We start from the raw sequence: 14,255 nt of genomic DNA on the forward strand, positions 1-14,255 counted from the left end.
CGTGATCCGCTTCGACGAGCAGTAAGGATTCCGCGGTGGACACCACCAACCGAATCGTCGTGCTCACGGCCCTGCCGGTGGAGACCGCCGCCGTACACGCCTTGATGACTCAGCAGGCACAACGTCACGATCTGCCGCAGGGCACGATCGTGCGCGAAGCGCCGCTACCCGGCACCGAGTACACCGTGTGCGTGACATGCACGGGCCCTGGCAACCCGCAGGCCGCGCTGATCGCGCAGAGTGTTATCACCTGGGCGAACCCGGCTGCCGTGTTCTTCGTCGGCGTCGCCGGTTCTCTCAAGTCCGACGTTGCCGTCGGCGATGTGGTCGCAGCCACGCAGGTGCTCGCCTACGATGGCGGCAAGCACACCACGGAGGGATTCAAGGCGCGGCCTACCGCCTGGGATAGTACGCACGGACTGGTGCAGGCGGCCCAGGAGACGGTGAGCACCGGGTCCTGGCTGGCCTTCATGCCCGACGGGGCCGACCCGGCGCCGCTAGTGCACTTCAAGCCGATCGCCAGCGGCCCCGCAGTTAAGGATGTCGCCGACTCGTGGGTCTCCGATTTTCTCGACACCCACTACAACAGCGCCGCCGCAATCGAGACCGAGGGGGCCGGGGCAGCGCTTGCCGCCCACCACACCGATGCGCGGCTGATGGTCATCCGCGGGATCAGCGACCCAGCTGACGGAACCAAAGCCGCTAGCGACGCGCGTGGGTCACAGACTCGCGCCGCGCAGTACGCGGCGGCGCTCGCCTTCGGCACGATCACCGAACTGCCCGCGCCCTCAGGTCCCGGCCCGGCGCGCGGGCAGGTCAATGCCGCCGCACCGCCGGAGCCGCAGGCCGACCTGCTTCGGTGGTCCGTTCTCGAAACAGTCCCAGCGGTGTCCTGGCGCGCGCAGCTGCAGCAGGCCTATGGATCAGAACCAGCGACACTCGAGGTGCACCTGGTACCCGTCGACGCCGACGCCCGGTTGGAGGTGCAGCGCCTGGCATCCCTGCGGGACGAGCTGGTGCAGCTCGGCCGCGACCGCGGCCTGTTCGACCAGGCCCAAGGCGTCGACGCCGACGCATCCGCGCTCGCCACCGTCGCCTGCGTGCGCGACCTGCAGGCACGGGTCAACAGCGGGCTCGCGGTGATGCGCACAGGCCAGCGCTCGGCCTGGGAAGCTCTGCCGCGCGGCGAGATGACCCCCATCTTCGACCCGAAGCACATCGCCGCTCGTCTCTCTGCGCTTATCAACATCCTGCTCGGCGTGTCGACGCCGATACCCGCGCGGATCGCGCCGGTCGTCGGACTTGAGCCAGCGATGGCGGTCGCGTTCGGCACGATTGGTGTGCCCCAAAGTGGCGCTGTGCAGATCAGCACGCACATGCGGCCAGTTCGCACCACCTGCGAGGATTCGGTCAGCACGGCCGACCTGCCTAATGCAGTCGACCAGGTGGCCCAGGAGTTGGCCGCACGATTGGGGGAGGTGTTCCGCACCCAGCGCGGATGACTGCCGGGAACGCCCCGGGACGACCGCGCTCCACGACGACTTCACTGCCGTCAGGGGCCTCTTTTGCGGGTCAAGCGAAGGGCAGTGTTGCACCGAGTTGAGAACCTTCAGTCTGTCATCGCAGGACATCAGCACCTGGAGCACCGCCACAAACGGCTGGATCACACCCAGCGGTACCTACAGCATCGCGGTCGGCGACTCCTCCCGGAACCTGCCGCTGAACGGCACCTTCGCCGTCAACGGCACAGCCCCGAGCGGAGAGACCGTCGCCGGCGTAGCCGCCAACCTGTGCCTGGATGACAAATGGGGCTCGACCTCCAACAGCGACCCCATCTGGATCTACAACTGCAACGGCACCGGTGCTCAGGCCGTCAAGGTGGCCCCTGACCCCTCAGACCCCACAGGCGCCACCGACACGTTGCAGATCCTCGGCCAATGTGTCGACGTCGCCGGCGGCGGGACGACCGACGGCACCCTGGTCCAGGTTCCGGGCAGCATTCGCTTGTGCCTCGAACAGCTGCAGGGCATTGGCGGCTTGATCGCGGGTCAGTGAGGCCACGAGCACCATTGTGGCGGAGCACGAGCCGGCCGTAGTGCTTTTGCGCCGGCAAGCGGCGAAGCCGACCGCCATGGCGCCGATAGACGCGTTGCCGACGGCGACGGGCCCGCCTTCGCCGATGTTCTCTCCGCACGCGCCCCACCGGACTCCGGCCTGGCTGACGCGCGTGCCCAGTTCCGCTTCGCCCGGACACTGATGCGATAGCCCGCAGCCGGCGGCCATCGTCTGGGTATGGGCGCCGGCACTGGTGTTCAGGCCCGAGGTCAGGGTGTACGGCGGCAGGCCCGCCTGGGCCGGGCCTGGTTGATCTCGGCCAGGACTTGGGCGACGGGACCTTGCTGTGATGGATCCGGGGAGGTCGACGGCGCGGACGTCGTAGTGGGGCTTTGAGACGACGGGGCGACGGTCGGGTGTGCCGACGAAGTGGTCACGCTGGTGCTCGCCGACGTCGGGGGCTTCGCGTCGGAGCTCGAAGCGGGCTTCGCCGCTCCAGTCGGCGCGGACGTCGCGGGATTGTGCGGCGGAGCGGATCCGGTAGGCGCCGTATCGGTTGTCGGGTCCGCCCGGATCGGTGTGCCCAGAACAGCCGGGGGAGAACCAGGATGCTGATTCGCCGTGAACGACTCAGCCGCCAGCGGTTTGTGGCCCGCCTCCGACGGCGCGGCAGCGTCGGGCAGAACGGTGTAGCCGGTGAGAAGGGCGGCCCCGGCCACGGCGGTGAGCACCGTCTCACCCGCCAGCGACCCGGCCAGCAGGCCACCGGCACGATGACGCGTCCGTTTTCCAGTGGCGCGGTGCCCGCCGGCCGACGGCCTGGCTGTTCGGGCCGACGACCCGCTCCGACCGTCATGTGCGCCGGCCACGATGCGGCCGGCGAGACCGATCGGCGGCGCAACCATGGCAAGCCCGTCAAACACTTGTTCAGCGGGCGCGACGTACCCAGCGGCACCTCGACACGCAGTGCAGGTGCGGATGTGTCCGGCCAGGTGCACTCGCCACCGCTGATCCGGTCGACCGTCCCACGCGGAGGCGCTGGCGAACAGGATGGCGCAGCCCCGCGATGCGGTCAGTGCCCGCTCCACCAAACGCGCGGCGTCCAGTTGTTCCTTCAACCTCGCCACCCGTACAGCAGCCTGATGCGAAGCCAACTCCAGGGCGTCGACGAGCTCGGCACGAGCCAGGTGCCCGGACTCGGCCAGCCACCACAGGCTGAGCAGCTCACGGTCCTCGACATCCGACCAGGCGGCGGCTCTGACGAGCTCTCGCTGCTCACCGGAGAGCCCGAGCCGACTGGCATCCAAGCCATCGAAGGCCACGGCCGCGCCGCCGCGATCCGATGAGTCGTCGCGACGAGCCGAGCCGGCGTGTCGGGGCTGCGGGTACCGGCGGACCTGCTCCAGCGCCTCGGCCACCAGGAGCAAACGAAGGCTGCGCGGGTCGCGGACGCCGGGCAGCGCACGCAACACCTGCAGCATGGCGTCCCGCACGATGTCGTCGACGTCAGCCCGCCGGGGCAGGGCACGGCCGACGATGTTGTAGACCACAGGCAGGCAGCGCTCGACCAGTTCCGCCTGCGAATCCGGATCTCCGATCCGAGCCGCGGCCAGTACTGCCGTGTCCGACTGCTCGATCATTCCTGCCACCGCGCTTCCAGCTCTGTCCGTGTCCGGTCCCGCTTGGGAGACAACGGCAGCAGCAGGTCGCGGGTCACAGAAAGTTCGGTGACATGTTCGAGCCACGGTGCCGGAGCCGTATCTCGGCCGGGCATCGGCGCACTCTCGGCGGATTTCTGTGACGTCGGCCGTTCCGCGCAATCTCCAGCACGAGGAAGGCTGCGGCGATCCCGGACCCGCGGCCGGCTGACCGACCTACCGTTCAGGAGCCGTAATGCGCAGGTCCATATCAATATTCGCAGTGGGAGCGGCTAGCGCTCTGCTCGCGGGCTGTGCCTCCACCTCTCCGTCGCCATCCGCCGCCGCCGCCGCTGGCGCAGGCGCAGGCGCAGGCGCCTCCGTCACGGGGACAGTGGGACAGTCCGATCCGGCACCCACGTCCGACACCACCTCGACATCCGTGACACAGTCATCGTCGGCGCCGCCCACGACGAAGCCCACACCGACGAAGCAGACCACTTCGGCCACGAAGCCGACCGGGACGAAGCCCACACCCTCCACGCCCACTTCGACGAAGCCCAGCCCGTCCCACACCACCACGCCGACCAGCCACCCCACACCCGGATCGACGCCGACGTCCTTCGGCTACTCACCGACGGCCGACGCGAAGACGCAGATCGCCGCCGCCCGCGCCGCCGCCGAAGCCGACGGCCGGGAGGTACTACTCGACTTCGGAGCCGACTGGTGCGGCAACTGCGTCGCCATGGACCACGACTTCCACACCCCCGAGGTCCAGGCCGTCCTCGCCGCCTCCTACCACCTGGTACAGATCGACGTCGACACCAACATGTCAGCCATCTCCCCCTACGACGACTCCAGCAGCTTCGGGCTACCGGTACTGATCATCCTCAGCCCCTCGGGGAGCGTGCGCGTGGACACCAACACGACTGGGAACCCCAGCTTCGACCAGTCCAGCTTCGTGGAATTCTTGAAGAAGTGGGCCGTATGAGAACTGCCCGGTCCATAGCCATCGGCGCTGTAGCGGCTCTACTGGTCGCAGGTGCCGCAACCTGGTTCGCCACACGGTCCGACACTCCGAAGCAGTCGACCGTGGCACGATTCACCAGCCAGGGCGTGACAGTCACCATCACCGTCAAGGATCATGTGGCATCCCACGCCACGATCGTCGCGACCTTCACTCCGCAGAAACCAGGCTTCCACCTGTACAGCGCCGACCTCCCAGCCAACGGCATCCAGGGCGTCGGACGGCCGATCAAGGTCGTGCCTCAGGGGAAGCTGCACGGCACCGGGCCCCTTACCGCGGACGCCAAAGTCCTGACGCTGCCGCTCGCCGGAACCGACCTCACCCTTCCGGTGTACCCGGACGGCCCGGTAACGGCCGAACTCCCGGTCGCTCTAGACGGCGACGGCGCCGCCACCCTCCTGGTCAGCTACGCCGCCTGCAGCTCCAACGACTGCCTTCCACCGGTCACCGATCACCCCATCGACCTGGAAGTCAACGCCTCCCGCATCACAGAACGGGCCTGAAGATTCCCAGCGGCCGAAGCGTATTGCGCGCGAGACGAGGAGACGGACCATTACGTTCTCTCCCCGCCTCGCAGCCGCCGCCCACTCCCCGCTGTCCTCGCCTGCGAAGTCTCGACAAAAGCCTCTCTTAATCCGCGGCTACGGGGTCCAAGTCCACTTGAACTGCTCCCGGGTTTGGTCTTGACCGAAGTCGAGGTAGCTATCGGCGAAGCTGCCCGGATGGCGTTTCAAGATCATGTGGGGCGTGGCCCTGTTGGCTATCTGGAGCGCTCGGACCGCTGGTTCGTCAGACGGTTCGCGAGCTCGTAGAGATCCCGATCGGGCTCGTCGTCGAGCGCGGCGAGTCGTACCTCCAAGAGTCGAAGTGTCTTCCACATCTCGGCGTGTCGGCCGAGGTGGGCCTGGATCTTCATGATCTTGGCGTAGAGCTCCTGGTTGCAGTCGGCATCGGCGACTGCGCGTTCCAGCACGTGTAGAGCGAATTCGGGGCGGGTGTCGGCGGTGAGGTCGGACAGTCGGGCGCAGGCGTCGCCGAAGCGCCGGGATTCGGCTTCGCGGTCGATGATCAGCCAGTCGGCGTGGATGCCGGTGGCGAGGTGTCCGCGGTAGGTGTCGATGGCGGCTTCGAGTGCTGTGGTGCCTTCGGCTTCGTCGCGGGTGCGGTTGGCGGTGTCGAGGTGCTTGGTGAAGCGGGCGAGGTCGGTGGTGATTTCCGCGGGGTCGAGCAGGTAGCGGGTGCCGCGGTTGGTGATGTACATCGTCTTCCCCTCGCCGGTGGCGGCACGGATGCGGGTTCTGGCGTGGTAGACGGTGGAGCGGAAGGTTTCGGCGCTGCCGTTGTTGGTGCCGTCGGGGTTGGTCCACAGAGCGGCGATGATCTCGTCGCGGGCGACGCCGTTGGGGTGCAGCGCCAGGAACGTCAGGATCGACGTCTCCTTGTTGTTCAGCACGACTTCGTGACCGTCGACGGTGACGGTGACCGGGCCCAGGACGTTGACGTGGACTCGCGGGAGTGGCGGAAGATCCGTGGCCACCGTGGTCTGCTTAGGGATAGCGGCAGGTTGGAGGGCTGATGTCTCATCAGGCCTGTCGGTGGTCGTGTCCTGGCTGGTGTCCAAGTCGGGTTCGAGCTGCGCGAGTAGAGCCTGTGCTTCCGACGCCGAAAGAGAGAAGGCCTGCACGCCGTCGAGCTGTTCGTCCGCGCTGCGAGAGCGTTGATCGTGGTCGATCTCAGCTGTCGTACCGGAGTCCCACGGCCCCAGAAGGATCGCGTGCAGATCCACGGCCCGGCCGACATCCAGGATCGCGGCCAGGCGCGGGGTGATGGCCGGCGTGGGTGTTGCGATCAGGACGAGCGGCTCGAGTGTCTGCTCCGGGTAGAAGCGGCGCACGTCTGCTGCGGTGCGGACGCCGAGATCCGCCACGGTGCGGCGCCGATCCTGGTACTCGGCCTCCAGCATGTCGACGGCGTCGTCCAGGTCGGTTGTGATCTCCAAGCGGGGGACGTGCTGGGGCTCGTTGGCCAGCAGAGTTGCGAGATCGACCGAGGGAATGAGGACCCGCATGTGGTCCAGGCTCGCCAACGGCCCGCCGTTGGCGAGGATTCCGACCAGCAGCGCTCGGGCCGTGCTCAACGCGCCTGGGCCGCTCAAGCCGAGGCCGGCATGGTCTCGCAGGGCCAGTCCGATCTCGTGGTCGCCGTCGGTGCCGAACGCGAGCGAGCCCGGCGCGGTGAACTCGGTGTACGACGCGGGGATGCTCGGCCCGGTCAGCCCCGATCTGGACCGTTCCTCCGAGGTGGTGACGGCCTGCTCAGGAAGGCGGAGGTCAGGGCGCTCAGGTCCGGGGTCGTCGAGCCCGGACTGGTATGGGTCGTCGTCTTCGGGGTCGAGGTCGCCGTCCTGGAAGTAGCCGAGAGCTGGCGGAGCCAGCGTCGCCAGATGGGCCCGCTCGATCTCGGCGACCGACTCCGGAACTGCTGGTTGGGGTGTATCCAGCGGGATCGGCCAGCGTGCGGTGGTGCGGATCCTGCGACGTTTGCGGGCCAAGGCGATCGCTGCGGCGAGGGCGCCGGCGAGACCGATGCCCACTACTCCCCCGCCGGGGAGGTTTACGAACGATCGGTCGCGATGCGCCTTGGGCCGTGCGACGACGTCGTGCACGTGAGTGTTCGCAACTGCCGCACTGGGAGTACTCGGCGACGACTGCACCACGGACTCGCCGGCGGCGACGGTGGGCTGGGGAAACGCAAAGGAAGGCACAGCGGCATCAGTCGGTCGTGGAACTGTAGAGATCGACGACGCGGCAGGAGCTTCGGCGGTGGCACCCAACGCGGGCAGTTCGAGAGTCCAGCCGGGCAGAATCAAGTCGGGATCCGACAGCCGTTGCCCGTCCGCTTGGATGCGGGCACGGTTGGCGTCGTAGATCTCGCGCCAGCGCTCAGCGTCGCCGAAGTGTTGTGCAGCGATGCCCCAAAGGGTGTCGCCATCGACGACCGTGTACGTCGCGGACGACGTTGTCGCCGTCGGCTCGGCGGGGACGGCCGGTGCAGTGGAGCTGGCAGCGGGCTTGGCCGGGGTGATGAAGCCCGTCTTGGCCGCTGCCGGGGTCCGGGATGTAAGCACCGATACGGCCAGGGCGGCCAACAGCACTGCCACCAGTGAAGCCGCCGGCCCTGCTTGCCGATCGCGAATCGCGGGCGCAGTCTGGCGTGCGACCGCTACGGCATCGGCCAGTGCCCCCGGCACCTGGACGGCGAGCTGTCGGATGAACGCCGCCCAGTAGCACCATCCGGCGATGCCGAGCAGATCCAGGACGAAGCGTGCCCGGTCGATCCGCCATACATCCAGCCACGGCCCCACCTGGCTCAAGGACGTCGGCAGCGGCCGCGGGAAGGGAATGCCGAGCGAATCGGCGAGAAACCACGGGACGCCGCCGACGACTGCGACCAGCAGCACCAGCGCGAGCAGTCCGCGAACGACTCGGATCAGGGTCCTCATGGTGCGCTCGCATCCGACGTGACTGGGTGTGCGGTCGCGTGGCCGGCGACGTGGATCACGTCCAGGCCGCCGACATTCAGCAGCTGGGTTCGGTAGTCGGCCCGCACGGTGACCGTCACCGCATCAGCGGAAGCCGTTACCGTGTACTGGTCGCCTGTCGCCGCGAGGTACTTTTCGGCCGCAGCCCGGGCACGTACCGGGTCCACGGCCGCCCGTCCCGTCTGACGATAGGCGATCACGTCCAGGGCATCGGCTCCGGCTCGGGCAGCTTCGGCCGCCTCTCCGAGAACCCGGTCCTTGGTGGAAAGCGCCGCACCGCCGTCCAGCACCAAACCGGATGCGAGGAGCAGGGATGGAACAAGGAGAACCGCCAGAACGATCATGGTGTGCTCCGGAACGGGTCCACTGGGCTCACTGACGAGGCGGTCAAGGTCTGGGTGCCAGGTAGCAACCCGGTGATGGCCTGCAGAGAGATGTGGCAGGAGATCGTGACCCGTACCACCCCACCGGGTTTGAACGAGGCGGTATCGACCTTCACGTCCCTCCGGGTGCAGGCGGTACTGCTCGGGATGGTCGCGGCCGTCTGCTCGCTGACGGCTCGCGCCCGCGCAGAGTCTGTCGCCAGAGATGCGGCGCGGGAGGCGGCGTGCGCGGCGGTGTTGACGTCGATATCGGCCATGGACAACCGTCCGAGGAGCACGACGAACGTCATCACCAGCAGCAAGAACGGCGCGATGATCACCATTTCGACGAGACTGGATCCGGTATCCGATCGCAGAGATCTCCGCTTCCTCACGTTCGGTCCCCGATGGTCTCGGTCGGCGCGGTGACCGTGACGTGCACCGGGAGCTTTAGGAATGGCACGATCTGTTCGGCGTATCCACTCACCTCGACACGGACGTCCCGGGAGCCGCGCTGCACCGTCACGCGCACGCCATGCAGCGTGCTCTTGTCGAATTCGGTTAGGTAGTGCTCGGTCGCGTCCTGCCCCGCCGCCTGGGTGCCGCCTTGGACTCGAGCTGCCTCCAGGCCTTGAGACGCGGCCAAGTGCGCGATCTGCTCAGCATGGAAGTAGAGGACGAACGCGAACGTACTGAAGATGATCAGCCCGATCACCGGGACCGCGAACACCATCTGGACCGTGGCCGAACCGGCATCGCCACATGGGCGGTGTAGCGCATGGCGCATCAGAATTGGATGCTCGTGGCCTTGCCCATGATCTTCGTCGTGAACAGGACACCGACACCGACCGCGGCCAACACGATGAAGGCGATGATGATGACGGTGTCTGAGGACATGCCGCCGGTGTCATACGTCTTCAGGTCGCGAACAAGCTTACGCAGGGTCCGCGGGCGTTGACCGCACGTCAGCAGGGCCCAGGCGCGAGTGGTCAGGTCGGTCATCCGAGAGATCATGGGTAGTGCTTCCTTTACCGTTGGGTGGATGCCGGATCAGTTGAACCCGGCGAGGACCTTCATGACCGAGGGGAAACCGATGGCGATCATGAAGGCGAGAAACATCAGCCCGATCGGTACGCCACTGCGCTCGGTCGCAGCCTCCGCAGCGGCCTGGACATCCGCGAGCTGACTGGCACGCAGGACCTGCGCCTTGGCCGCGAGCGCATCCTTGATGCGAGCTCCCTCGGAACCGGTCAGCGCCAGCGAAGCCGCCAACTGCGCGAGGTCGGCCGAGTCCAGCTCGTGCGCGAGCCGGGCGAAGACGGCGGGAACGGGGGTACGCGCGAGGCGGGCTTCTGCCAGAGCAGCGCGCAGCTTGGTGAAAGTCGGCCCGTCGCCGATCGCGGCGGCGTCATGCAGCGACTGCTCGACGCCGCCCCCGGCCGCGAAGGACGTGCCGGCCAACTCCAGGAACATCGCCAGCGCGGCTCGGGTCTCAGCACGCGCGACCTTTGCGGCGGCGGCAGTGCTCACGACCGGGGTCCAGAACATCAGCGCAGCCGCCGCTACCGTCCCCAGCACCAGGAAGACGCTCGGGATACGTAGGCCAAGCGCGTCGAACCACAGGTCTGCCACGGGTGCCAGGATCAGTCCGGCTGCCCCGGTCGCGGCCTGCTGCGCCAGAAGGTCTTCAGCGCTGCGGTTGAGAACCGAAAGGTCACGACGAGCCTTGGCAGTTGGCAGGCCCGACTTGGCCAGCAGCGGGACGAATCGCCAGCCGGCCCGCGCCGACCAACCGCTGACAGGACCCTGTGAAGCACAAGCTGGTACGACAGCAGGTGCCGGTGTGGACAGGCGCGCCAGCACCGACGCTGCAGACGGGGCGGGCGGTCGCAGGCCGATGAGCAGGAGCCACAGCCCAGCACCGATGCCGACCCCGAGCAGGACGGCTACCACGCCGCGACCTCCTGCCTGGTAGTCGCGACGGCGGCCAGGTTGGTGAGGACTCGTGGTTCGGGTTCCGGGTGCAGAATCGTGTCCATCCAGCGCAGTGCCACGCCGAACACCCCGGCGGCAGCGACGAGCACGACCTGTCCGCGGAGGCTGTCGTAGGGAGCCATGAAGGCCGGATCGCCGAACATCAGCACCCCGAACAGCGCCAGCACCACGCAGATGGTGATGCGGACCGACGTGCGAGGCTTGGCTTGGGTGGCGACGGCACGCCGCCGGATCGACGCCTGTTCACGGGCGGAGGCGGCGACGTTGTTCAACACGGCTGCGGTGTTCCCTGACTGCCTGCGGGATGCGATGATCAGGCAGCCGGCGACGGCGTCGGCGTGGCGATCGGCAATCGCATCGGCCCACACCGCGATGGCCTCCGCCAACGGCGTACCCGTATCAACCTGCTCGGCCAACCGCATGCAGGGCGCGGTGATTGGCTCTGGCGCCAAGGGTGCGGCAGCCATGACCGCCTGCTGTAGCCCTGCGGCGGCCGACAACGTATCCCGGAGCATCTCGGCGAACGTGGCGACAGCGTCCGACAGCTCGATCGCGTGGCGCGACATTCTGTCGGGACCGAGGACGCGCGGCAGATGCCAGAGCGCGAGGTATCCGATCACGGCCATCGCCGGCCAACCGGTCCAGGCCAACAGTGCGGCCGCGCCAGCCGCGCAGCCCGCGACACGCGGCTTCTGGCCGGTCAATCGGCGCGGGCTCAGGCTTGCGGCGAGCGAGGCCCAACGCGAAGGAGCCGCGGACGCCCCTTCCACCGCTGGCCGCAGGCCTTTGACGATCACGAGCGAACCGATGGCGGTTCCAGCGCCGAACAGGCCTCCGAGTAGCTGCGTACCGTTCACCAGCCCTGCCTCTCCTGCGCGCGTGCAGCGAACGGGTTGTATCCGACCGTGGCCAGACGCTCTGTCAGCGAGGTAGACGGCGGGGTCGCACGCACAGCGATGCCGTCCGGTCCCGGCTCGTACAGCCTGTTCGTAACCACCTGGTCAGCGTGAGACCCGGTGACTTCCGCGACTTCCCGCACCACGCGGCGACCGTCGCCCAACTCGGCGATATGAAGCACCAGATCGATGCCGTGCGCCGCGAGTCGCGCGACGGCCTCCGCCGGAGCGTGCTCCGGCGCGAGCAGCGCGTAGGTGATCAAACGATCGAATGCCGCGTCTGCGGATTCCGCGTGCACTGTGGACAAGGACCCGTCGTTGCCCTGGCTCATGGCCAGGAGCATGGGCAGGGTCTCGTCGCCTCGGACTTCGCCGACGATCACGCGGTCTGCGGACAGCCGAAGTCCGGCGCGCACGAGGTCGGCGGCGCGGATCCTGCCTACTCCTTCGGCGTTGGCCTCGCGTGCCTGGAGTGCGTCCACGACCGGATGCCGTTCGGGATCGGCGTCCAAGCCGAGTTCGAAGGCGTCCTCGATCGTGACAAGCTTTTCGTAGGGGTCGATGGCAGTCGCGAGAGCCCGCAGCATCGTGGTTTTGCCCGCGCCCATACCGCCGGCAATCAAGATGTTGCATCGGGCCTGGACCGCGGCAGTCAGGAAGTCGCGCAGCGCGACGTCGATCGTCCCGAGTCTCACCAACTCGTCGAGATCGATGTCGCGGTGGAGATGTCTGCGGATTGTCACGCTGGGGCGCTTGTTGACCGCCATGACCGCCGACAGCCGCGATCCGTCGGGCAGCCCGATCGACAAGATCGGAGCGCGCCGGTCGAAGGAGCGCTCCTCGATTCCGCTTCTCCCGGCGATCGTCCCTACCAGATCGATCAACTCGGCATCGCTCGCGGCCACCGGCCATGGACCGCGTTCGCGGCGCTTGCCGGCGTACTTGACGAAGACGACGTCGTGGCCCAGGACGTCGATGTCTTCCACCCCTGGCAGGTCCAGATATCTTTGCAGGCCGCCGAAGCCGAGAAGCCGGTCGGCGACCGACCTAACCACCTGTTCGGTGACCTCCCGTCGCGGCGATGGCAGGCCGGCTGACAGAGCAGCGGCCACCTCGGCCTGCAACTCCTGTGCGCAGAGACGGTCCACGGCTGCCCGGCGATTCGCCAGGTCCCAGGAAGCCTGCTCGGATTCCGCAACCAAGCGGGCTGCGACACGGTCTCCGACTCGCGCCACCATGGCAGGGTCGAGCATCGCCGTCACGCCACAGCCTCCGGCATTGCGACAGGTGCTGCACACGCCCGAGTGCCGCCGATGCCCAGTGCGATCTGCTGCACCGAACGCGCGTAGGCGTTTTGACGGCCTCTGGCGAGCAGCCCCGTCTCCGGCGCCTCCGTAAGGCTGCCTGCCACCTCGACACCGAGCGTGCGGCTCATCTCACCGGCGGTGTAACCGGCTCCACGCAAGACCAGGCGCACTCGGCTTCCAGCTGCCTGCAGGGACTTGATGGCCACGTCCAACAGTCCGATTTCCTCCGGCACCGGACGCACCACCAGCAGGACCTCATTGGCGAGGAACATGGCCCGAGACAGTCGCCGCACGTCAACGCGACCGCAGTCGAGGATCACAGCCGTTTCGGAATCAGCGGACACTTGCTCCAGCAGGCCACCGGTCGCCGCGAGACCCGCGACCGTCGCCTGCACGCCGGCAGGATCGGCCGGTGCGACCACCACCGGCAGCCCCGACGGGAGCTGCTGCGTGTGCTCGCCGATCCGTACGTCCTGGGCTGACGGGAACATCGCCGCAGCGAGGGTCGTCAGCGACGGCGACGAGGCCAGGCCGAAGCGCCCCGCGAGCGTTCCGCCGGCAGCGTCCGCCTCGACGAGCGTCGCCGAGATATTGTGCGGCCACAGCGCCGCCAGGGTCATCGCCAGCCGCGTCACTCCAGGCGCGCCCTTCACCGACGCCACCGCGACCAGCATCAGGAACCACCTGCGCTGCCGGGAGCCAACACGATTAGCGAGACGGGGTTGCTCCCGGCCTGGCCGATCCGGGCGGCCGAGGCCTCGTCGGTCAGCAAGGACACATCGACCGAGCCGGTCTGCTGCGCGTCCTTCACCGACACCACGGTCGCCGTCATCACGTTCTTCAGCGGATCTGCGGGCGCTTGAGGGACCTGAGCCGGTCCCTGCTCCTGAGCATTGATCTGCACGGCCACCTGATCGCCAGCCTTCAGCTCCGCTGGATACGACCCCGCCTTCAGTTCGGCTGGTGCGACCGCCTGACCGGCCGGCGGAAAGGCCGCCGACGCCCCAACCTTGTTCCGGGTCATCAAATCCCCAGCCACCAGCGGAACCGCCGCGATATGCCCGACAACCTGGTCTTCCTGCGACTCCGGAATCAACCCGACACCGGAGTCGGCGGCGACCTCCGCCGTCTGCAAATCAGCGGCGAGCACCTTCTGCCCGGCCGGAACCGGCGTGGCGACCAGCAACACAGGAATCCGGCCGTCGACGGACGACAGCAGCACGCCACCGCCCACCCCACACAGCGCGACCAGACCAGCCCCTGCCTTCACGTAGGCCGGGCGAACCCGGCGCGTCGAAGCCAACCGACGCACAGACCTGGCCTTCGGGCGCGGTGCCTCTTCAGGCTGCGCCTCTGCGGGCGGCGCCTGGCCAGGAATGACGGAACGCACGATGAACTCGCCTAACGCCAGAGAATCGATATCAGAACTCAGCGA

At 68.0% G+C, this 14,255-nt stretch carries 15 protein-coding genes; 4 read left to right on the forward strand and 11 right to left on the reverse strand.

Annotated features, from left to right (window positions below):
- Positions 1–35 precede the first annotated feature (35 nt).
- Positions 36–1,502: a hypothetical protein gene (locus tag ABH935_RS03345; protein WP_370376276.1), complete on the forward strand. Its 1,467-nt coding sequence runs from the start codon at positions 36–38 to the stop codon at positions 1,500–1,502.
- A 97-nt stretch (positions 1,503–1,599) separates the two neighbouring features.
- Positions 1,600–2,055, forward strand: a complete 456-nt coding sequence (locus ABH935_RS03350; RefSeq protein ID WP_370376277.1) for a fibronectin type III-like domain-contianing protein — start codon at positions 1,600–1,602, stop codon at positions 2,053–2,055.
- Between the two features lie 269 nt (positions 2,056–2,324).
- On the opposite strand, the gene ABH935_RS03355 is transcribed toward ABH935_RS03350, so the two are convergent.
- Complete coding sequence (locus tag ABH935_RS03355) at positions 2,325–3,695, reverse strand: sigma factor (protein ID WP_370376278.1); 1,371 nt, start codon at positions 3,693–3,695, stop codon at positions 2,325–2,327.
- Between the two features lie 439 nt (positions 3,696–4,134).
- Here ABH935_RS03355 and ABH935_RS03360 point away from each other — a divergent pair, with 439 nt between their 5' ends.
- Complete coding sequence (locus tag ABH935_RS03360) at positions 4,135–4,683, forward strand: thioredoxin family protein (protein ID WP_370376279.1); 549 nt, start codon at positions 4,135–4,137, stop codon at positions 4,681–4,683.
- 101 nt (positions 4,684–4,784) lie between these two features.
- The gene (locus ABH935_RS03365; protein ID WP_370376280.1) at positions 4,785–5,222 is read left to right on the forward strand and encodes a hypothetical protein; all 438 of its coding nucleotides are present in this window, start codon (positions 4,785–4,787) and stop codon (positions 5,220–5,222) included.
- Positions 5,223–5,479: 257 nt separating this feature from the next.
- Here the strand turns inward: ABH935_RS03365 and ABH935_RS03370 are convergent, their stop codons facing one another.
- The 10 genes from ABH935_RS03370 to ABH935_RS03415 all read right to left on the reverse strand — a co-directional run bounded on the left by ABH935_RS03370 (position 5,480) and on the right by ABH935_RS03415 (position 14,210).
- The gene (locus tag ABH935_RS03370; protein ID WP_370376281.1) at positions 5,480–8,221 is read right to left on the reverse strand and encodes a BTAD domain-containing putative transcriptional regulator; all 2,742 of its coding nucleotides are present in this window, start codon (positions 8,219–8,221) and stop codon (positions 5,480–5,482) included.
- Positions 8,218–8,604, reverse strand: a complete 387-nt coding sequence (locus ABH935_RS03375; RefSeq protein ID WP_370376282.1) for a hypothetical protein — start codon at positions 8,602–8,604, stop codon at positions 8,218–8,220. Before ABH935_RS03375 ends, ABH935_RS03370 begins: the two co-directional genes overlap by 4 nt.
- The gene (locus ABH935_RS03380) at positions 8,601–9,017 is read right to left on the reverse strand and encodes a TadE/TadG family type IV pilus assembly protein (protein WP_370376283.1); all 417 of its coding nucleotides are present in this window, start codon (positions 9,015–9,017) and stop codon (positions 8,601–8,603) included. Before ABH935_RS03380 ends, ABH935_RS03375 begins: the two co-directional genes overlap by 4 nt.
- The gene (locus ABH935_RS03385; RefSeq protein WP_370376284.1) at positions 9,014–9,409 is read right to left on the reverse strand and encodes a TadE family protein; all 396 of its coding nucleotides are present in this window, start codon (positions 9,407–9,409) and stop codon (positions 9,014–9,016) included. The genes ABH935_RS03380 and ABH935_RS03385 overlap by 4 nt, the downstream gene beginning before the upstream one ends.
- The gene (locus ABH935_RS03390) at positions 9,409–9,624 is read right to left on the reverse strand and encodes a hypothetical protein (RefSeq protein ID WP_370376285.1); all 216 of its coding nucleotides are present in this window, start codon (positions 9,622–9,624) and stop codon (positions 9,409–9,411) included. The genes ABH935_RS03385 and ABH935_RS03390 overlap by 1 nt, the downstream gene beginning before the upstream one ends.
- A gap of 48 nt (positions 9,625–9,672) precedes the next feature.
- A complete protein-coding gene (locus ABH935_RS03395; protein ID WP_370376286.1) occupies positions 9,673–10,485 on the reverse strand; it encodes a type II secretion system F family protein in 813 nt (270 codons plus the stop codon).
- Positions 10,486–10,568: 83 nt separating this feature from the next.
- The gene (locus ABH935_RS03400; RefSeq protein WP_370376287.1) at positions 10,569–11,474 is read right to left on the reverse strand and encodes a type II secretion system F family protein; all 906 of its coding nucleotides are present in this window, start codon (positions 11,472–11,474) and stop codon (positions 10,569–10,571) included.
- A complete protein-coding gene (locus tag ABH935_RS03405; protein WP_370376559.1) occupies positions 11,471–12,766 on the reverse strand; it encodes a CpaF family protein in 1,296 nt (431 codons plus the stop codon). Before ABH935_RS03405 ends, ABH935_RS03400 begins: the two co-directional genes overlap by 4 nt.
- A 5-nt stretch (positions 12,767–12,771) precedes the next feature.
- Complete coding sequence (locus ABH935_RS03410; protein ID WP_370376288.1) at positions 12,772–13,494, reverse strand: hypothetical protein; 723 nt, start codon at positions 13,492–13,494, stop codon at positions 12,772–12,774.
- Positions 13,494–14,210, reverse strand: a complete 717-nt coding sequence (locus tag ABH935_RS03415; RefSeq protein ID WP_370376289.1) for an SAF domain-containing protein — start codon at positions 14,208–14,210, stop codon at positions 13,494–13,496. Before ABH935_RS03415 ends, ABH935_RS03410 begins: the two co-directional genes overlap by 1 nt.
- Positions 14,211–14,255 lie beyond the last annotated feature (45 nt).

The organism is Catenulispora sp. GAS73, assembly GCF_041262085.1.
Classification (GTDB): domain Bacteria; phylum Actinomycetota; class Actinomycetes; order Streptomycetales; family Catenulisporaceae; genus Catenulispora.

Coding starts and splice junctions, on each gene's coding strand:
- ABH935_RS03370 (WP_370376281.1), bottom strand. CDS start 8,221: ATGAGGACCCTGATCCGAGTCGTTCGCGGACTGCTCGCGCTGGTGCTG.
- ABH935_RS03405 (WP_370376559.1), bottom strand. CDS start 12,766: ATGCTCGACCCTGCCATGGTGGCGCGAGTCGGAGACCGTGTCGCAGCC.
- ABH935_RS03355 (WP_370376278.1), bottom strand. CDS start 3,695: ATGATCGAGCAGTCGGACACGGCAGTACTGGCCGCGGCTCGGATCGGA.
- ABH935_RS03410 (WP_370376288.1), bottom strand. CDS start 13,494: ATGCTGGTCGCGGTGGCGTCGGTGAAGGGCGCGCCTGGAGTGACGCGG.
- ABH935_RS03390 (WP_370376285.1), bottom strand. CDS start 9,624: ATGACCGACCTGACCACTCGCGCCTGGGCCCTGCTGACGTGCGGTCAA.
- ABH935_RS03375 (WP_370376282.1), bottom strand. CDS start 8,604: ATGATCGTTCTGGCGGTTCTCCTTGTTCCATCCCTGCTCCTCGCATCC.
- ABH935_RS03385 (WP_370376284.1), bottom strand. CDS start 9,409: ATGCGCCATGCGCTACACCGCCCATGTGGCGATGCCGGTTCGGCCACG.